The organism is Herbaspirillum sp. Her4 (assembly GCF_057961335.1).
Window position 1 is genome coordinate 4,098,321 of record NZ_CM176330.1, and the last position, 18,235, is coordinate 4,116,555.

Sequence of the window (18,235 nt, forward strand, 5' to 3'; positions counted from 1 at the left end):
CCGGCGCAATCGCCCCGGCGCCTCGTCGTTCAGGCAGCCGCCACGGCGGCCGGTACGCCGACCACGCCGGCCAGTGCCGCAGCGATGGCGGCCGCCGGACTGACCATGCGCTCCGGCTGGGCGTGCGCCTGGGCAGCAGGACGTTCCACCGACAATGGACGCGGTGCGAACAACGGGCGCACCGCCATGTCGGCCACGTGCGCATAGGCGTCGATGTAGGCGCGGGTCGGGCCAGCCCAATCGCAGTCGATGCTCATGGCATTGCGCTGCACGCTCTGCCAGCGCTCGGTGTCGTTGTACAGTGCGAAGGCACGCTCCACGGCGTGCTGCATGTCGGCGGCGCTCTCGCCTTCGAACAGGACGCCGGTGGCGCGCTGTGGATCGCGGTCGGCATCGCACACGGTGTCGACCAGGCCACCGACGCGCGAGCCGATGGGGATGGCACCGTAGCGCATGGCATACAGGGGAGTAAGGCCGAAAGGTTCAAAGCGGGTTGGGTGCAGCAACATGTCGCTGCCCGCATGCAGGGCGTGCGCGCGGCGCTCGTCATAGCCGATGTGGACCGCGATGCGGCCGCGATAACGCTCGGCCAGATCAAGGAAGGCGGCTTCGTAGTCGTGATCACCACAACCCAGGATCACCACCTGCAGGCGCGGATGGCGCTCCATGATGCCGGGCAGCGCTTCGATGACGACATCGGCCATCTTCTGATGCGAGATGCGCGAGCCCAGGCCCATGACAGGTGCGAAGGGATCCACTGGCAAACCGAAGAGCTTTTGCAGATCGCGCTTGCAGGCAGCCTTGCCCTTCATGTTGCCGATACTGAAGTTGCGGGCGATGAGCGGATCATCGGCGGGATTCCACAGTTCAGCATCGATGGCATTGGGAATGGCGCGCAGATCCAGCTTGCGGAAGGAAAGAATGCCGTCCATGCCGCAGCCGAAGCGCGGGGTCATGATCTCTTCCGCGTAGTTCTTGCTGACGGTGGAGACGCAATCGGAGAAACGAATGCCGGCCTTGAGGAAGGACAGCTTGCCCCAGTATTCAACGCCGTCGCCGGTCAGCAGATGCTGGGGAATGCCGATCTGCTCGGCCGACTCCAGCGCGAAATTGCCCTGGAAAGCCAGATTGTGAATGGTCAGCATGGTGCCGATGTGATCCAGCCCGCGCAGTTTCAACAGGCAGGGAATCAGACCCGCGTGCCAGTCGTTGGCATGCACCACGTGCGGCACCGGCAGGCTGGTTTCACCAGCGCAGATGGCCACAGCGGCATGCGACAGATCGGCGAAGCAAAGCGCGTTGTCGCTGAACTCTACGCCGTCGGTATCTACGTAAGGATTGGCCCCGCGCTGGCGGAAGCGCGCCGTATCCAGCAACAGCGCCGGCACGTCGGTACCGGGGATGGTGCCGCGCAGAATCCGGCCGGCACCGCCGGGCAGGCCGTGCTTCAGTCCGATCTGCACCGTGTCACCGAGATTGCGGACCGCCTCCGGATAGGCGGGCATGAGGATGCTGGCATCGATGCCGACTTTGCGCAGCGATACGGCCAACGCGGTAATCACGTCGGCCAGGCCACCGGTCTTGACGAGCGGTACGGCCTCTGAGCTGACTAACAGAACTCGAGCTTGCAAGATGGACCCCTAATGTGTGAAAGCACCTGAGATGGAAAGCACCCTTGGCTCGTCGCATCGCATAGGTCTTCGTCCTGGCCGTGGCTTGATCCGGGGGCCGGGGCGAAAACACGTCCTTGTTGTTGTGTTGGACTGGACAGTCTTTTGAGCGCCGATGATTACGTTATACGGATCGGCAGATCCGCTCACTATCGGACAGCGGCCTGAGATGGCGTAGGATGAATCCTACTGTTGCAGCGCGGCGAAAATGCCCACGCCTCAATGCATCGACGATCACCATAAAGCAACAAGCCGGCATCGCACAGCCGGCTTGCGCTCTTCAATCACGGAAGAGCTCGCCACGCTGCACCGCCAGATGAGCTACCTGAATGGCTAAATGATTTACGGGGAAAAGCGGCTCAAGGTGCCGTCATTGAAACGCCCTGGATCGAGGGTTCAGGGCGCAGGGTGCGAAGAGTTTTCAGCTTAACGAGCCGATGCCTCAGGCGCAAATTGAACATCGCTATCCGGTGGCGATGCGCATTGCCTCCCTGTATCCCTCATCCATGGCATCGGCCTTGATCGCTCAGGATTCGACGCGGAAACCGATCTTCAAGCCCACCTGGAAATGGCCGATGCTGCCATTTTCCACATGGCCACGGCATTGCGTGACCTCGAACCAGTCCACGTTCTTGACAGTCTTGGCCACGTCGGCAAGGGCATTGCGGATCGCTTCATCCGTGCCGTTGGGCGAGCTGCCGACGACTTCGATGATCTTGTAGGTGTTGGAATTGTCTTGCTTGCGTTCGGTCATGGAAACTCCTTCCTGATGGGGATGGGCTCATCGGACGATGAGGCGAATCCATAGGCTAGCCGGCCCATTGCGCGGACGGCATCGGCCAACGCCAGCAGCTTGCGTAGGACAGCAGGCGGGAAAGCCATCCCGCGCACGACAGACGACCGATTAGATCAACTCGTTTTTTGCTCCGCAGCAAATTTGCCCGGAACCGCCCTGCCATTGCCGGAAAACAAGGATTGCCGGTCTTCAACAGTGCGTGTCTTCCTACAAAAATTTAAGCCGCTCAATACCTGTTGCACCGCAACCAAACCGGCTAATATTGCATCATCTGGCTTGCCAAAACGTTCATATGCGTTGCGACGCTACGCATGATCGATGGCAGCCCTGCCCGCCCTGATTCGTTCCGGCGGGCCTGCACGAGATTTTCATCCCTTGGAGATCATCATGTCGCAACTCAACCCCGGCGTTACCGTCACTGCACCCACAGGCGCACCCGTGAAGGTCATCAGCGCACCGCCCGAAGACCTGCAACACGTCAACGACGATGCCGCTGCCGCCCGCAACCTGACGGCCATCCGCATTCGCGGCCAGCTGGCAGAACTGGATGTGGAGCGTCAAGACGCCTGAGGCTGTTCTCCGCTCTGGCTTTTTGACACCAGGCTTCACGCCGCCACGGCCGGAATCATGATGGGCAGCCTGCCCTGACGGATTCCGGCCGTTTTCTTTTCTTTTTCTTCATATCGACCGTAAACCACCCTCCCCTCGGCTCAACGCAGTCCGAGACGCCTGGCCAGCCGGTTCAGGTTGGCCCGGTCCACCCCCAGCTCCCGCGCCGTCGCGGCCAGGTTGCCGCCATGGCGTTCGAGACACTCACTGACCAGCTTGCGCTCGAAGCGCTCGACGGCTGCACGCAGGCCTTCGCCCGGCTGCGCGGGTTCAGCTTGGGCGCTGGCCGCAGTGTCAGGCGAGGCTAGCGGGCGGGCGGAATGCCCCAACTCCAGCGCCGCCGCATCCAGCGTCAGGATGGCGGGTCGTTTTGGCTGCGATGCCAGGGCGCGCAGGGCGCTGCGCCCGATCAGGTGTTCCAGTTCGCGGACGTTGCCGGGCCAGGCGTAGTCCAGCAGCGCGCGCTGGGCATCGGCTGCCAGGCGCAGACTGGACAAGCCCAGCCGCGCCCGGTTCTGCTCCAGGAAATATCCGGCCAGCAGCAGCACATCGCGTCCGCGCTCGCGCAGCGGCGGCACGCGGATCGGGAACACCGACAAGCGGTGATAGAAATCCGCGCGGAAATGGCCGCGCTTCACTTCCCCGGCCAGGTCCCGGTTGGTGGCAGCGATCAGGCGCACGTCCACGCGGTGCTCGCGATCTGAACCGACCCGCTGCAGCTGCCCGCTCTGCAGCACCCGCAGCAGCTTGGCCTGCACCGCCAGCGGCAGCTACCCGACCTCATCCAGAAACAGCGTACCGCCATCGGCCATCTCGAACTTGCCGCGACGGTCTGCAACCGCTCCCGAGAAAGCCCCGCGCACGTGGCCGAACAATTCACTTTCGACCAGCGTATCGGGCAAGGCTGCGCAGTTCAGGCTGATCATGGGCTTGTGCGCACGGGGTGAGGCTGCATGCAGGGCGTGGGCCACCAGTTCCTTGCCGGTGCCGGTTTCGCCGGTGACCAGCACCGTCATGTCGCTGGGGGCGGCCATGCGGATCTCATCCAGCAGCTGTTGCTGCGCCGGACTCTGGCCGATCAGTTCGCGCCTGCCCTGGCTCTCCTCCAGCCCCAGCCGATAGGCTTCGGCGCGCTGGCGTGCCTGTTCGCCAGCGGCGGCCAGGTCGTCGATGCGTTCGGCCACATGCACGGTGGCAGCCGCCAGCGCCGCAAAAGCTTGCAGCGAGGCCATGTCGACGCCATCGAAGCGCCCTGCACCCAACGCATCCAGCGTGACCAAGCCCCACGGGCGGCCATTGACCGAGAGCGCACAGCCCATGCAATCGTGCACTTCCAGCGCGCCGGAATGGGCGTCATTCAAGCCATCGACCAGACCGTCATAGGGATCGGGCAGGCTTGAATCGGCAGGAAAGCGTGTCGGCCCGAGATTGGCCAGCAGCACGCCGAAGCGCGGATGGTCGGCGATGCGGAAACGGCGGCCCAAGGTATCGCTGGAAAGTCCGTCGATGGCCAGCGGCACCAGCAGCTCGCCCTCCAGTCGCAGCAAGGCTGCAGCATCGCAGGGGAACAGCGTGCGCAAGGTCTGCAGCAGGCGGCGATAGCGCTCGCGGTCATCGATCTGGCGCGACAGGTCGGCTACCAGCGGGAGCAAGGCGTCGAGCAGGACTTTTGAGGTCATATTGACTTCCGAAGGAAGATTGATCGGTCATTATGACACAGGTCATAAATACACCAACCGCTCGCAAGTTCCTGATTTTATTGGCATTCGAAAGTGGCACACCTTTTGTAATAGCAAGAGGGTCCCGGACATTCCGGAACTTCCTCCACCGCTTCCAACAGAAAGGTCCCGCATGCTTACCGATGCCCAACTCGCCATCGTCAAATCCACCGTCCCCCTGCTCGAATCGGGCGGCGAGGCGCTGACCACGCACTTCTACAAGATGCTCATGCGCGACTACCCACAGGTTCATCCCCTCTTCAATCGCGCCCACCAGGCCAGCGGCGACCAGCCGCGTGCGCTGGCCAATGGCGTACTGATGTACGCGCGGCATATCGATCGCCTGGAAGAAATGGGCCCGCTGGCCGCGCAGATCATCAACAAGCACGTCGCCGTGCAGGTGCAGCCCGAGCACTACCCGATGGTCGGCGACTGCCTGCTGCGTGCCATCCGTGAAGTGCTGGGCGCGGAGATCGCCACCGATGCCGTCATCGATGCCTGGGCTGCCGCCTATGGCCAGCTGGCCGACATCCTCATCGGCGCCGAACGCCAGCAATATGACGCCAAGGCCGCCGCGCCAGGCGGCTGGCGCGGTGCGCGCAATTTCGTGGTCACGCGCAAGGTGGCCGAGAGCGAGGAGATCACCTCCTTCTACTTCATGCCCAAGGATGGCGGCGCGCTGCTGGACTTTGAGCCGGGCCAGTACATCGGCCTGCGCATGGTGGTGGACGGGCTGGAACAGCGCCGCCAGTATTCGCTGTCGGCCCCGCTGCGCCAGCAGGGGCAGCCGCTGCAATACCGCATCAGCGTCAAGCGTGAAGCCGAGGGCAAGGTCTCGCGCCATCTGCACGACGAGATCCATGTGGGCGCGGTGGTGGAACTGTTCCCGCCGGCCGGCGACTTCACGCTCACGGCCAGTGACAAGCCGCTGGTGCTCATCAGCGGCGGCGTGGGCATTACGCCGATGATGACCATGCTGGCAGCGGCGCTGCCGACCGGTCGCCCGGTACATTTCATCCATGCGGCGCGCCATGGCGGCGTGCATGCTTTCCGCCGTCAGGTGGAAGAACTGGCGGCGCAACACCCGCAACTGCAGGCGCATTTCTGCTATGAACGGGCGCGCGCAGGCGATCCGGCCCCCTACGCCACCGGCTTCATCGATGCGGCTCTGCTGCAGCAATGGCTACCGCAAACGCGGGACGTGGACGCCTACTTCGTCGGCCCCAAGCCGTTCATGAAAGCCATCAAGCGTGCGCTGGGCGCGCTCGGTGTACCGGCGGCTCAGAGCCGATATGAATTCTTCGGTCCGGCTGCCGCGCTGGAGTGATCCTGTCTGGCCGAAAGGCGCGCTGAAGGGGCGATGGCGGGCGATCCGCCATCGCCCTTTTGTTCCTTATGAGCGCCATGCTGCAGCAGCGTGAAGCTCTTTGCAAAATTTACCTGGCTCGCGCTGGCAATCCCTGAAAGATTGATCTTCGACAAGTTTTCCGCGTTGCAGCAAATGCTATCCTGAGGACTCCCCTCCTCCTCCGAAAGACCGCCATGAGCGAAAAGTTGAGCGCCGAGCGCCACACTCCCGAAGAACTGACCCAGGAACTGGAAGCACTGGACCTGGAGATCGTCCGCTGCGCCGTAATCTGCCAGGTACGCCTGTTCGATCCGGGCGTACTGAACCAGGTGATGGACAACAACGAGCTGGTTTGCGGGCAGGCCCATCCGACTGCTTTCCAGAGTCTGCGCGGACTGCTCTACCTGCATTTCGACATGCATCGCCAGCTGGCGCAGACCTATGGCGCCGACGATGCCGAACACATCATCCAGCGCGTGCATGAACACCTGCGTCCGCGCATCGGCGAGCAGCTCGGCTCGCTGTTCGACGCCGGCCGCCATGCGAGCTGATCAGGCCACCAGACGCTCGCCCAGTTGCTTGCCCGCGGCGAAATCATTCAGGTTGGCGATGGTGGTCTGCATGATCTGGCCGATGGCTTCCTCGGTGAAGAAGGCCTGGTGACCGGTGACGATGACATTGGGGAAGGAGACCAGGCGCTGGATCACGTCATCGGTGATGATGGTCGAGGACAGGTCCTGGAAGAACAGGCTGGCCTCCTGTTCATAGACATCGATGGCCAGGCCGCGCAACTGGCCGCTCTTCAAGGCGGCAATCGCGGCTTCGGTATCGACCAGCCCGCCGCGGCTGGTGTTGACCAGGATGCAGCCGGACTTGGCGAGGGCCAAGGTCTCGGCATTGACCAGATAGCGCGTGGCTTCAGTGAGCGGACAATGCAGCGAAATCACGTCACTGGCGGCGAAGAGCTCCTCGCGGCGCACGTAGCGTCCGCCCAGAGCCTCGAAGTCCGGATTGTGATGCACGTCGCTACCCAGCACGGTGCAGCCGAATCCGGCCATGATGCGGGCGAACAGTGCGCCGATCTTGCCGGTACCGATCACGCCCACGGTCTTGCCGTGCAGGTCGAAGCCCATCAATCCTTCCAGCTCGAAATTGCCTTCGCGGGTGCGCATGCTGGCGCGCGCGATTTTTCGGTTCACCGCCAGCAGCAGGCCCACGGCGAACTCGGCCACCGAGTAAGGTGAATAATCGGCCACGCGCGCCACCGTGATACCCAACCGCCGCGCGGCTTGGGTATCGATGTGATTGAAGCCGGTGGAGCGTGTGGTGACGAAACGCACGCCCAGAGCGGCCAGGCGTTCCAGGACGGCAGCACCCAGGTCATCGTTGACGAAGGCCGCCACGGCCTGGCAGCCGCTGGCCAGCTGTGCCGTATCGAGATCGAGACGGTCTTGCAGAAACACCAGTTCATGCGCAGCGCCGGACGCGGTATTGGCGCGCGTGAGCAGGGTCTGGTCGTAGCGGCGGGCGCTGAAGACGGCGGTTTTCATGGGAACCTTTCATGGATGAACTGGGTTGCGTGAAGTCATGTGCAATGCCGCATTGCACCATAATTCACTTCGGATCGCCTTGACCCACCGCAGCTTGCCGTGCGAACAGCTTTTTGCGATGGAAATGCGCGCTGAAGCTTTCATCCAGCTATCGAAAAAAACGATATTTGCTTGCGCAGCGCCGCAAGTGGGTCCCACGGATCACTTTCGGGCATAGAATCGGCGGCGCAATAGCTGTCCCCACAAAAAAAGATCCTGACACAAGCTGCCGCATGGCAGTACGAGACAGGCGCAAGACCGGAATCAACACGGTCCGCCCAACAGATAACGAGGCACATATCATGACGACATCCACTTCTTCGCAATCGAAGTTTTCCACCGTGCTGCGCGTGACCAGCGGCAACTTCATGGAAATGTTCGATTTCTTCCTGTTCGGTTTCTACGCGACCCACATCTCGAAGGCCTTCTTCCCCAGCGACAACGAGTTCGCCTCGCTGATGCTGACCTTCATGACCTTCGGCGCCGGCTTCCTGATGCGCCCGCTGGGCGCCATCATCCTGGGCGCCTATGTCGACCGCGTCGGCCGCCGCCAGGGCCTGATCGTGACCCTGGCGCTGATGGCCCTGGGCACGATGCTCATCGCTTTCGTCCCCTCCTACGCCACCATCGGCGTGCTGGCCCCGATGCTGGTGCTGGTCGGCCGCCTGCTGCAAGGCTTCTCGGCCGGTGTGGAACTGGGCGGCGTGTCGGTCTACCTGGCCGAAATGGCCACGCCCGGCAACAAGGGCTTCTATGTGAGCTGGCAGTCGGCCAGCCAGCAGGTGGCCATCATCGTGGCAGCGGCCATCGGCTACATGCTCTCGACGACGCTCACTCCGGCCCAGGTCGGTGACTGGGGCTGGCGCGTGCCGTTCTTCATCGGCTGCCTGATCGTGCCGGTGCTGTTCGTGATCCGCCGCTCGCTGCAGGAAACCGAAGAGTTCATGCGCCGCAAGCATCGTCCGAGCACCGGCCAGATCTTCCGTTCCATGATCGAGAACTGGAAGCTGGTCATTGCCGGCATGATGCTGGTGTCGATGACCACCGTGTCGTTCTACCTGATCACGGTGTACACCCCGACCTTCGGCAAGAACGTGCTGAAGCTCTCCACCGAAGCGAGCCTGATCGTGACCTTGTGCGTGGGCCTGTCCAACTTCATCTGGCTGCCCATCATGGGCGCGCTGTCGGACCGCATTGGCCGTCGCCCGATCCTGGTGACCTTCACCGTCCTGACCATTCTGACCGCCTACCCGGCCGTGAACTGGCTGGTGCATGACGCCAGCTTCGCCAAGATGCTGATGGTGGAACTGTGGCTGTCCTTCCTGTACGCCAGCTACAACGGCGCGATGGTGGTGGCCCTGACCGAGGTGATGCCGGCTGACGTCCGTACTGCGGGCTTCTCGCTGGCCTACAGCCTGGCTACCGCCGTCTTCGGCGGCTTCACGCCGGCCATTGCGACTGGCCTGATCGAAATGACCCACGACAAGGCAGCGCCTGGCCTCTGGATGAGCACGGCTGCAGTGTGCGGGCTGATCGCCACCCTGATCCTGTATCGCAACAAGGCGGCACGGCAGGCAGTGACGGCCTGAGACAGGTTCTTGTACTAGCTATTGGGATGGGCCGCAGAATTGCGGCCCTTTTTTATGGCCTGCCGGAGAAAATGCCGCTTGCTTAACGCACTGACGCGAGGGGCAAGAACAGCGTGAGCGGTGCATCCTGCAGGGCGATGAAACCATGGTGGCGGTAAAAGGCTGACGCCTTCGGATCCTTGGCGTCGACCACCAAGACCGCGCCCGGAATCTCCGCCGCGACGGCCCGGCGCAGTGCATTGACCAGCAAAGCACCACCGAGGCCCCGGCCCTTGAATTCCCGGTCGACCGCAAGACGACCGAGACGGATGGCAGGAATGGCGCCATAGCGAGGCAGCTTGCGGCGCATCTCATCGGACAGGCCCACCAGCGGCACGCTGGCGCTGGCCAGCGTGTAATAGGCGGCCACCCGCTGTTCGTCGTCCACTGCGACAAAGCAGGCAGCCACGCGGCGCCGGACATCCTGTGTCACCAGTTCGCGCAAATAGCGGTTCAAGGCAGGCGTGCCGCAGTCAAAGCGGCTAAGGTCGTGAAGGGCGGGATCGAGCGCCGTCACGAGCAACGGCAGGCGCGTCATTCTTCGCTGCGCAGGAGTTTGTCATGGCGCGCCATGGCGCGCTGCAGTGCTGCCGATGGTGGTGGCGGAGCCAGAAGCGCCTCGGCAAAGCGCTGTTGGTCCTGCAAGGACAAACGGATGACTTCGGCCTGCTCGACCGCCTTCTGCGCCGCTTCCTGGACGGCAGCGATGACAAAGTCGGTCAAGGTGCGTCCTTCAATCTCGGCGGCACGTTTGAGCAATTGCTGAAGCTCCGGGCTGATCCGGGCTTCCAGTCGAGCAGTGGCGGCAGCTGGCGTCATGCGTTTTCCCATGAAATGAATTGTACGGCATTTTGCCGGACACGAACAAAAAGTGTGTCCACGACAATAGCAGAGTCATGCCAAGGGATTGAGAACGGGGCAGCAATCCTTCGAAAAGCAAAAATTTCTTCAAGTCTTATATAAGAGTTGAAGCATTTCGCCCCGCTTAGGAGTAAACTACCGCTGTTTTTTGCCGCGGCCTTCTGGCAGCAGTACGCCAGCCATGCCGCCCCGGGAGACGAATTTCCGCGCAGCACAGCCGACAAGGAGGTGGCGCCAGCCCAGGCCGACAGAGCCAGGGCGGTCCATCCGGCGCTGCGGGGATCGCACCAAAGCACATCAACACACCAACGCAAGGACATCATCGTGACTACTGGCAACCCGACCATCATCTATACGCTGACCGACGAGGCACCCTATCTGGCGACCCACTCGCTCTTGCCCATCGTCAAGAAGTTCACCGCCGCGGCCGGCATCGACGTCGTCGAAAGCGATATCTCGGTGGCTGCGCGTATCCTGGCTGAATTCCCTGAGTACCTCACCGATGAACAGAAAGTCCCCGACAACCTGGCCGCACTGGGCGCACTGACCCAGAGCCCCGACGCCAACATCATCAAGCTGCCCAACATCAGCGCCTCGATCCTGCAGCTGCAAGCGGCCATCCGCGAACTGCAAGCGCGCGGCTACAAGCTGCCCGACTATCCGGAAAACCCGAGCACCGAAGAAGAAAAGGCCCTGCAGAAGCGCTACGCCAAGGTCACCGGCAGCGCCGTGAACCCGGTCCTGCGCGAAGGCAACTCCGACCGCCGCGCGCCCAACGCCGTCAAGAACTACGCCCGCAAGCACCCGCACTCGATGGCCAAGTGGTCCATGGCCTCGCGTACCCACGTGGCGCACATGCACGGCGGCGACTTCTACGCCGGCGAAAAGAGCCTGACCCTGGACAAGGCCGTGGACGTCAAGATGGACCTGGTCACCAAGTCCGGCGAAACCATCGTCCTGAAACCGAAGATCTCGCTGCAAGCCGGTGAAATCATCGACAGCATGTTCATGAGCAAGAAGGCCCTGTGTGCCTACTACGAAGAGCAGATGCAGGACGCCTTCGACACCGACCTGCTGCTGTCGGTGCACGTCAAGGCCACCATGATGAAGGTCTCGCACCCGATCGTCTTCGGTCACGCCGTGCGTACCTACTACAAGGACACCTTCACCAAGCACGCCAAGCTGTTCGCCGAGATCGGCGTGAACCCCAACAACGGCATGTCCGGCGTCTACGAAAAGATCAACACCCTGCCCGAAGACAAGAAGGCCGAAGTGCTGGCCGACCTGAAGGCCGATGAAGCCAAGCGTCCGCGCCTGGCCATGGTGGACTCCGCCAAGGGCATCACCAACCTGCACGCCCCCAACGACGTGATCGTCGACGCCTCGATGCCGGCCATGATCCGTGCTGGCGGCAAGATGTGGAACGCCGCTGGCAAGACCGAAGACACCAAGGCCCTGCTGCCGGAATCGACCTTCGCCCGCATCTATCAGGAAATCATCAACTTCTGCAAGACCAACGGCGCCTTCGACCCGACCACCATGGGTACCGTGCCCAACGTCGGCCTGATGGCCCAGAAGGCAGAAGAATACGGTTCGCACGACAAGACCTTCGAAATCGCCCAGGCCGGCGTGGCGCGCATCGTCACCCTGGATGGCCAGGTGCTGCTGGAGCAGAACGTGGAAGAAGGCGACATCTGGCGCATGTGCCAGGTCAAGGACGCTGCGGTGCGTGACTGGGTCAAGCTGGCCGTGACCCGTGCCCGCCTGTCCGGCATGCCGGCCGTCTTCTGGCTGGACCCGTACCGTCCGCACGAAGCCGAACTGATCAAGAAGGTCAACACCTACCTGAAGGATCACGACCTGACCGGTGCCGACATCCAGATCATGTCGCAAGTGCGCGCCATGCGTTACACCCTGGAACGCGTCATCCGCGGCCTGGACACCATCTCGGTGACCGGCAACATCCTGCGCGACTACCTGACCGACCTGTTCCCCATCATGGAACTGGGCACCTCGGCCAAGATGCTGTCGATCGTCCCGCTGATGGCCGGTGGCGGCATGTTCGAAACCGGTGCCGGCGGCTCGGCCCCCAAGCACGTGCAACAGCTGGTCGGTGAAAACCACCTGCGCTGGGATTCGCTGGGTGAATTCCTGGCCCTGGCCGTCTCCATCGAAGACGTGGGCATCAAGACCGGCAACGCCCGCGCCAAGATCCTGGCCAAGACCCTGGACGCTGCCACCGGCAAGCTGCTGGACAACAACAAGTCGCCTTCGCCCAAGACCGGTGAGCTGGACAACCGTGGCAGCCACTTCTACCTGGCACTGTACTGGGCCCAGGAACTGGCCGCACAGAAGGACGATGCCGAACTGGCCAAGCAGTTCGCCCCGCTGGCCAAGGCACTGTCCGAGAACGAGCAGAAGATCGTCGAAGAGCTGAACTCGGTGCAGGGCAAGGAAGTCGACATCGGCGGCTACTACCTGCCGGATCGTGAGAAGACCTTCGCCGTGATGCGTCCGAGCGCCACGCTGAACCAGGCGCTGGAATCGGTGTAAAGCGTCGATGCTGGAGGGAGGGATGCATCGCCCTCCCCGCGCAAAAAAGGAAAGGCCGCGAACGTTCGCGGCCTTTTCGTTTTATAGGCATCAGGTCGATGAGGCCTGCCGATGTACTCTCTACCGTTCGGACTGAGTAGCCGCACGCGTGCGGCGTATCGAAGGCGCAAGGACGGCGCGCCTTCGATACGCGGCACGGCCGCTACTCAGGACGAACGGTGAGTGGGGCATCAGCGGGCTGCAATGCGCAATCTCTTCATCGAGCGTCACCGAGCAAAAAGTTGCGCCGCACATCCAGTGCCTCACCCTCGCTGGCCGTCTCATCCTTCAAGGCCACGCCTGACAGGGCACGCTGGTGCGCCTGCGCCATCAGGTAATGCAGCTTGTAGGCGGCTTCCGGATAGGGCAAACCTTCCGGCCGCACATTGGAGATGCAATTGCGGCTGGCGTCGGTGAGTCCGCGCGAGGGCATCCAGGTCAGATAGAGACCCATGCTGTCCGGCGAACTCAGCCCCGGACGTTCGCCGATCAGGATCACTACCAGCTTCACACCCAGCAACTCCCCGATTTCATCGGCCACCGCCACCCGTCCCTGCTGCACGATCACGGGCGGTGCCATCGACCATCCTTCCGGCGCAATACGCTGCATCACCTCCGCCAGGAAAGGCGCGGCATTGCGCACGATGGCCAGCGCCGACAAGCCATCGGCGATCACGAAGCCTACATCGAAGCGCCGTTGCGGCTCGGTGCCAAAACGCTCAAGCAATTGCTGGCGCGATGTTTCCGACAGCCTGCGCCCGAAGTCCGGCCGCTGCAGGTAGACCAGCCGGTCCGCTGCCGCGCTTTGCACATCAATCACTTCTTCGGCTGCGCAGAGACCTTGCTGCTGCAATTGTGCCTTGAGCGCAGCCACATCCAGCGGCAGATGTACGGCATCGCGCGCCTGCGCGTGCGCCAGCTGGAAAGCCAGTTGCGGCGCGGTCGGCAGGCTTACGCCACTGCGTCCCAGGGCGATGCGCGCAGCAGTGAAGCGGCGCAATGCCTCCCACGGATTGGCCGTGACGTTTTCTGCACCGGGGCTGACGTTTTCTGCACCTTCCGGTGAAATGGCTTCTTTGTCGTCCATGGTCATTGAAGGCGCAACAAGGTCTCGCGAAAACCGGGGGGCATGTCGGCATGCAGGCGGAATGCCTGCTCCTGGCCACCCGCATTGAAGATCTGCATCCTGTGCAGCCACGCCTCGAACTCCGGCGCCGGCCGCGAACCCAGTACCCGCCGCGCATACAGCGCATCGTGGAAGGAAGTGGTCTGGTAATTCAACATGATGTCATCCGAACCGGGGATGCCCATGACGAAGGTGCAGCCCGCCACGCCCAGCAAGGTCAGCAGCACATCCATGTCGTTCTGGTCCGCTTCGGCATGGTTGGTGTAGCAGACGTCACAGCCCATGGGCAGGCCCAGCAGCTTGGCGCAGAAATGGTCTTCCAGTCCGGCGCGGATGATCTGCTTGCCGTCATACAGGTATTCCGGCCCGATGAAGCCCACCACCGTATTGACCAGCAGCGGCTTGAAGGCGCGGGCCACGGCATACGCGCGCGCCTCGCAGGTCTGCTGGTCGATGCCGTGATGCGCATTGGCCGACAGCGCACTGCCCTGCCCGGTTTCGAAATACATCACGTTGTCGCCGACCGTGCCGCGCTTGAGCGACAGCGCAGCCTCACGCGCCTCGCCCAGGATGGCCAGGTCGATGCCGAAGCCGCGATTGGCCGCCTCGGTCCCGGCAATGGACTGGAACACCAGATCCACCGGCGCGCCGCGCTCGATGGCGGCAATCGTGTTGGTGACGTGGGTGAGCACGCAGGATTGCGTCGGGATCTCGTAACGCGCGATCACATCGGCCATCATGCCGACCAGCTTGACCACCTGCGGGACGTTGTCGGTAGCGGGATTGATGCCGATGACCGCATCGCCGTTGCCATACATCAGGCCATCGAGCATGCTGGCGGCGATGCCGCTGGCGTCATCCGTGGGGTGATTGGGCTGCAGGCGGGTGGACAAGCGGCCGGGCAAGCCGATGGTATTGCGAAAGGCCGTGACCACGCGGCACTTCTTGGCCACCAGGATCAGGTCCTGGTTGCGCATGATCTTGGAGACGGCCGCTGCCATCTCTGGCGTCACCCCGGGTGCCACGGCGGCCAGCACCGTGCTGTCGGTGTCATCGGCCAGCAACCAGTTGCGGAAATCGCCCACCGTCAGGTGCGCGATCGGCGCAAAGGCGGCACGGTCGTGACTGTCGAGGATCAGCCGGGTGACTTCATCCTCTTCGTAAGGGATCAGCGGCTCGTCGAGAAAAGTCTTCAGCGGCAGGTTCGCCAGCGCCATCTGGGCAATGGCGCGCTCCTCGGCGCTGCCCGCCGCCACACCGGCCAGCAGATCGCCGGAACGCGCCGGGCTGGCCTTGGCCATCACTTCCTTGAGATCACGAAACACGTAGCTGGCGCTACCCACACTGTGCCGGAAACGGTGTTCGGCCATGATGATGCTCCTCCTTGGTCACCGCTGCCCGCTGAGGCAGCGGTGCGTCATGCCCCGCTGCTGTCCGATCAGCTGGTCAGCAGTTGCGGTGCGGTCTTGCCGTATTTGATGCTGGTTTCGGCCGGCAGCCAGTTGCCGGTCGACTCCTGGCGTCCCTGCAGCAGGAAACGCGGCTTGGCGGCACTGATCTGGTCAGCCGCGAGTTTGGACAGCTCACCGATCTTGCCGTTCTTCATGCGATTGACGATGAGGCCATAACGGGTCTCGGGGAAGTCACGCAGCATATCGTAATCGCCATCGCTGTCGCCCGCCACGAACAGCGGACCATACCCCTTTTGCGCCACCAGCACCTGCTTGATGGCGACCGTCTTGCCCGGCCCCCAGGTCAGCGGCCACTCCTTCAGATAGGCATTGCGGAAGCTCTGCCCGCTGCGCTCCAGGCGCAGGCCGATGACGTTTTCACGGGTAACGTGGTAGCCATACTTGGGGTGCGTCGCAAACACGGCCACCACATCTTCCAGCGAGGCGGTACAGACATAGACGTCGATGCCATTGCGGCGCAGGGTGTCCATCAAGGTGGCGATTTCGGTGCACAGGCGGATGCCATGGAAGTGCGACACGCTCACCACGCCCGCCTTGCCCGCACGATCGGCCGGGCTGGTGTACTTGACCTTGGTCAGCGCCGCGCCCAGCGCAGCATCGTTGGAGGCTTCGGCCAGCGCGCTCACTTCGGCCACGCTCATGTTGGCGAAGAAGTAGATCACCCACGGATAACCGACGGCTACGCCATGGGTATCGTTGACGGCTTCATAGAGGTAGTAGAGCTTGGTACGGAAGTCCTGGAACTCCGGCGTGGCGGTGATTTCTTCCAAGCTCTTGCTGCCGGCCATGCCCTTGTAGTTGGCGTACAGGAACGCATAATCCGCATCGAGGTCAGCGCAGATCGCTTCCAGATCCACGATGTTGCCTGCCGCATTCTTGAAGTCCTTGCTGAACGGACCCGGTGGCACATTCTGACGGGTGATGGCCGCGAACTCGTTTGGTGTCAGCTTGAAAGACAGCGTATTGATCTGGTACATCAACAGCGCTTCTTCGCAGTCATTCATGATGCTGGTGTTGTCCCAGTCGAACACGGCATAGGGCCGCTTGCCGCTCTGGTAACCGGATGACAGCTTGCCATGCTCGGCGATCATCTGCGCCACCATCTCGTGATTGCGGGCCGCCCATTTGGCACGGTCCAGCGCGACTTCAGCGCGGGCGGCCGCCTGGCCGGGCGTGGCGATGGTGGCCAGTGCGCCACCGGCCGCAGCCGCCAGCAGGCCGCCCAGGAAGCCACGGCGCTTGAGAGCGGGTGCGGCGGTGTCGGTCGTCGGTTTGTGATTGTTGTTCATGATGGCCCTGTCGAATGATCGGTATGGAGTTATCGGTATAAAAGTTTTATATCGTTCAGAATTCTGCAACCGCCGCCGCCCCTTCCGCACGCTGGCGTGCCGTCGCCAGGAACCAGGCATAGCCCAGTGCCAGCAAGGCGACGAAGATGCCGAAGATCAGCGGGTTGTAATAGATCATGGTGGCCATGCACACCAGCGCACCGAAGAGCGCGAAGGCCGGGAAGTACGGATACAGCGGTGCCCGGAAAGGCCGCTCCAGGCCGGCCTCGGCGCGGCGCAGGCGGAACAGCGAGAGCATCGACAGGATGTACATCAGGATGGCGCCGAATACCGACATGGTGACGATGTTGGCCGTGAGCGTCTGGCCGCCGATCTTGATGAGTTCATCGCTGTAGATGGCGGCGATCCCCACCACCCCGCCGGCCAGGATGGCGCGGTGCGGCGTCTTGAAACGCGGATGGACGCGGGCGAAATACGCCGGCAGGTAGCCTTCGCGGGCCAGCGCAAAGATCTGGCGCGAGTAGCCCAGGATGATGCCGTGGAAGGACGCCACCAGCCCGAACAGGCCCAGCCACACCAGCATGTGCAGCCAGTTGCTGTTGTCGCCGACGATCAGCTTCATGGCCTGCGGCAGCGGGTCGTTGATGTTGGCCAGCTTGGTCCAGTCGCCCGCACCGCCAGCAAAGAGCATCACCCCAATGGCCAGCACCACCAGCGTGAGGATGCCGGTGATGTAGGCGATGGGAATGGAACGCTTGGGGTCCTTGGCCTCTTCAGCCGCCATGGCCACGCCTTCGATGGCCAGGAAGAACCAGATCGCAAACGGGATCGCCGCGAACATGCCCGGCACCGCCGCCATGCTGAAGGCATCACTGCCGGACCAGCCGCCCTTGGTGAAATTGGCCAGCGAGAAGCCCGGCGCCACCACGCCCATGAACACCAGCAGCTCGAAGATCGCCAGCAGCGTGACGAACAATTCAAAGGTCGCCGCGATCTGCACGCCGACGATGTTGAGCGTCATGAACACGAGATACGCCCCCAGTGCCGCCAGCTTGGGATCGATATTGGGGAACTGCACATTCAGGTAGGCGCCGATGGCCAGTGCGATGGCCGGTGGCGCAAAGACGAATTCAATCAGCGTGGCGGCCCCGGCCAGATAGCCGCCGACCGGCCCGAAGGCGCGCTTGCTGTAGGCGAACGGCCCGCCCGCATGGGGAATCGAGGTGGTGAGTTCAGTGAAGCTGAAGATGAAGGTGGCATACATGGACGCGATGAACAGCGCCGTGACCGTGAAGCCCAGCGTGCCGGCGCTGGCCCAGCCATAACTCCAGCCGAAGTATTCGCCGGAAATCACCAACCCGACCGCAATGGCCCAGAGCTGCAGGGTGGACAGGACGGGCTTGAGCGTGTGCCCCTGCCCTGAAGAGCTTGCATTCATCGGATTCTCCCTTTGGCGCGAAGGCGGAACCGCTGCATGGCGGCCCCTGTGAAAGGACGGGCGGGCATGGCGCTTGCTTGATTTCGCGCAATGCGCTGC

The 18,235-nt window shown here is 62.8% G+C and carries 14 protein-coding genes and 1 pseudogene; 5 read left to right on the forward strand and 10 right to left on the reverse strand.

Going from position 1 to position 18,235, the window contains the following annotated elements:
- Positions 1–29 precede the first annotated feature (29 nt).
- The gene (gene glgA, locus ACWFUC_RS18540; protein ID WP_489622960.1) at positions 30–1,631 is read right to left on the reverse strand and encodes a glycogen synthase GlgA; all 1,602 of its coding nucleotides are present in this window, start codon (positions 1,629–1,631) and stop codon (positions 30–32) included.
- A gap of 565 nt (positions 1,632–2,196) precedes the next feature.
- Positions 2,197–2,424 (reverse strand): dodecin, encoded by a 228-nt coding sequence (locus ACWFUC_RS18545; RefSeq protein WP_034330632.1) that lies wholly within the window; start codon positions 2,422–2,424, stop codon positions 2,197–2,199.
- A gap of 429 nt (positions 2,425–2,853) precedes the next feature.
- On the opposite strand from ACWFUC_RS18545, the gene ACWFUC_RS18550 reads away from it, so the two are divergent.
- Positions 2,854–3,036: a hypothetical protein gene (locus ACWFUC_RS18550; protein WP_121045607.1), complete on the forward strand. Its 183-nt coding sequence runs from the start codon at positions 2,854–2,856 to the stop codon at positions 3,034–3,036.
- Between the two features lie 140 nt (positions 3,037–3,176).
- Here the strand turns inward: ACWFUC_RS18550 and norR are convergent.
- Positions 3,177–4,754, reverse strand: a pseudogene (gene norR, locus ACWFUC_RS18555) (nitric oxide reductase transcriptional regulator NorR).
- Positions 4,755–4,926: 172 nt separating this feature from the next.
- Between norR and hmpA the strand changes: the two are divergent.
- Both hmpA and ACWFUC_RS18565 read left to right on the forward strand, forming a co-directional pair.
- Complete coding sequence (gene hmpA, locus ACWFUC_RS18560) at positions 4,927–6,120, forward strand: NO-inducible flavohemoprotein (RefSeq protein ID WP_489622961.1); 1,194 nt, start codon at positions 4,927–4,929, stop codon at positions 6,118–6,120.
- Between the two features lie 215 nt (positions 6,121–6,335).
- Positions 6,336–6,692: a hypothetical protein gene (locus ACWFUC_RS18565; RefSeq protein WP_489622962.1), complete on the forward strand. Its 357-nt coding sequence runs from the start codon at positions 6,336–6,338 to the stop codon at positions 6,690–6,692.
- On the opposite strand, the gene ACWFUC_RS18570 is transcribed toward ACWFUC_RS18565, so the two are convergent.
- Positions 6,693–7,691: a 2-hydroxyacid dehydrogenase gene (locus ACWFUC_RS18570; RefSeq protein WP_489637256.1), complete on the reverse strand. Its 999-nt coding sequence runs from the start codon at positions 7,689–7,691 to the stop codon at positions 6,693–6,695.
- Between the two features lie 341 nt (positions 7,692–8,032).
- Between ACWFUC_RS18570 and ACWFUC_RS18575 the strand changes: the two genes are divergently transcribed.
- Entirely contained in the window at positions 8,033–9,319 is a 1,287-nt protein-coding gene (locus ACWFUC_RS18575; RefSeq protein WP_121045611.1) for an MFS transporter, read from the forward strand.
- A gap of 82 nt (positions 9,320–9,401) precedes the next feature.
- Here ACWFUC_RS18575 and ACWFUC_RS18580 read toward each other — a convergent pair whose 3' ends face one another.
- Both ACWFUC_RS18580 and ACWFUC_RS18585 read right to left on the reverse strand, forming a co-directional pair.
- The gene (locus tag ACWFUC_RS18580) at positions 9,402–9,896 is read right to left on the reverse strand and encodes a GNAT family N-acetyltransferase (RefSeq protein WP_489622964.1); all 495 of its coding nucleotides are present in this window, start codon (positions 9,894–9,896) and stop codon (positions 9,402–9,404) included.
- The gene (locus ACWFUC_RS18585) at positions 9,893–10,177 is read right to left on the reverse strand and encodes a type II toxin-antitoxin system TacA family antitoxin (RefSeq protein WP_489622965.1); all 285 of its coding nucleotides are present in this window, start codon (positions 10,175–10,177) and stop codon (positions 9,893–9,895) included. Before ACWFUC_RS18585 ends, ACWFUC_RS18580 begins: the two co-directional genes overlap by 4 nt.
- Before the next feature lie 366 nt (positions 10,178–10,543).
- On the opposite strand from ACWFUC_RS18585, the gene ACWFUC_RS18590 reads away from it, so the two are divergent.
- Complete coding sequence (locus tag ACWFUC_RS18590; RefSeq protein ID WP_121045616.1) at positions 10,544–12,772, forward strand: NADP-dependent isocitrate dehydrogenase; 2,229 nt, start codon at positions 10,544–10,546, stop codon at positions 12,770–12,772.
- A gap of 256 nt (positions 12,773–13,028) precedes the next feature.
- Here ACWFUC_RS18590 and eutC read toward each other — a convergent pair whose 3' ends face one another.
- The 4 genes from eutC to eat form a co-directional block, all read right to left on the reverse strand.
- Positions 13,029–13,904: an ethanolamine ammonia-lyase subunit EutC gene (gene eutC, locus ACWFUC_RS18595; protein ID WP_489622966.1), complete on the reverse strand. Its 876-nt coding sequence runs from the start codon at positions 13,902–13,904 to the stop codon at positions 13,029–13,031.
- Positions 13,901–15,307, reverse strand: coding sequence for an ethanolamine ammonia-lyase subunit EutB (locus tag ACWFUC_RS18600; protein ID WP_034330614.1), 1,407 nt, complete (start codon positions 15,305–15,307; stop codon positions 13,901–13,903). The genes eutC and ACWFUC_RS18600 overlap by 4 nt, the downstream gene beginning before the upstream one ends.
- Before the next feature lie 68 nt (positions 15,308–15,375).
- A complete protein-coding gene (locus ACWFUC_RS18605; RefSeq protein WP_489622967.1) occupies positions 15,376–16,698 on the reverse strand; it encodes an HAD family hydrolase in 1,323 nt (440 codons plus the stop codon).
- Positions 16,699–16,753: 55 nt separating this feature from the next.
- Positions 16,754–18,136 carry an ethanolamine permease gene (eat, locus tag ACWFUC_RS18610; RefSeq protein WP_489622968.1) on the reverse strand — a complete coding sequence of 461 codons (1,383 nt, stop codon included), beginning with the start codon at positions 18,134–18,136 and terminating at the stop codon, positions 16,754–16,756.
- Positions 18,137–18,235: the final 99 nt, after the last annotated feature.

Excerpts from the sequence above, each read along its gene's own strand:
- eutC (WP_489622966.1), bottom strand. The coding sequence starts at position 13,904 with ATGACCATGGACGACAAAGAAGCCATTTCACCGGAAGGTGCAGAAAAC.
- ACWFUC_RS18580 (WP_489622964.1), bottom strand. The coding sequence starts at position 9,896 with ATGACGCGCCTGCCGTTGCTCGTGACGGCGCTCGATCCCGCCCTTCAC.
- ACWFUC_RS18570 (WP_489637256.1), bottom strand. The coding sequence starts at position 7,691 with ATGAAAACCGCCGTCTTCAGCGCCCGCCGCTACGACCAGACCCTGCTC.
- hmpA (WP_489622961.1), top strand. The coding sequence starts at position 4,927 with ATGCTTACCGATGCCCAACTCGCCATCGTCAAATCCACCGTCCCCCTG.
- eat (WP_489622968.1), bottom strand. The coding sequence starts at position 18,136 with ATGAATGCAAGCTCTTCAGGGCAGGGGCACACGCTCAAGCCCGTCCTG.
- ACWFUC_RS18600 (WP_034330614.1), bottom strand. The coding sequence starts at position 15,307 with ATGGCCGAACACCGTTTCCGGCACAGTGTGGGTAGCGCCAGCTACGTG.
- ACWFUC_RS18550 (WP_121045607.1), top strand. The coding sequence starts at position 2,854 with ATGTCGCAACTCAACCCCGGCGTTACCGTCACTGCACCCACAGGCGCA.
- ACWFUC_RS18585 (WP_489622965.1), bottom strand. The coding sequence starts at position 10,177 with ATGACGCCAGCTGCCGCCACTGCTCGACTGGAAGCCCGGATCAGCCCG.
- ACWFUC_RS18565 (WP_489622962.1), top strand. The coding sequence starts at position 6,336 with ATGAGCGAAAAGTTGAGCGCCGAGCGCCACACTCCCGAAGAACTGACC.
- ACWFUC_RS18605 (WP_489622967.1), bottom strand. The coding sequence starts at position 16,698 with ATGAACAACAATCACAAACCGACGACCGACACCGCCGCACCCGCTCTC.
- ACWFUC_RS18575 (WP_121045611.1), top strand. The coding sequence starts at position 8,033 with ATGACGACATCCACTTCTTCGCAATCGAAGTTTTCCACCGTGCTGCGC.
- ACWFUC_RS18545 (WP_034330632.1), bottom strand. The coding sequence starts at position 2,424 with ATGACCGAACGCAAGCAAGACAATTCCAACACCTACAAGATCATCGAA.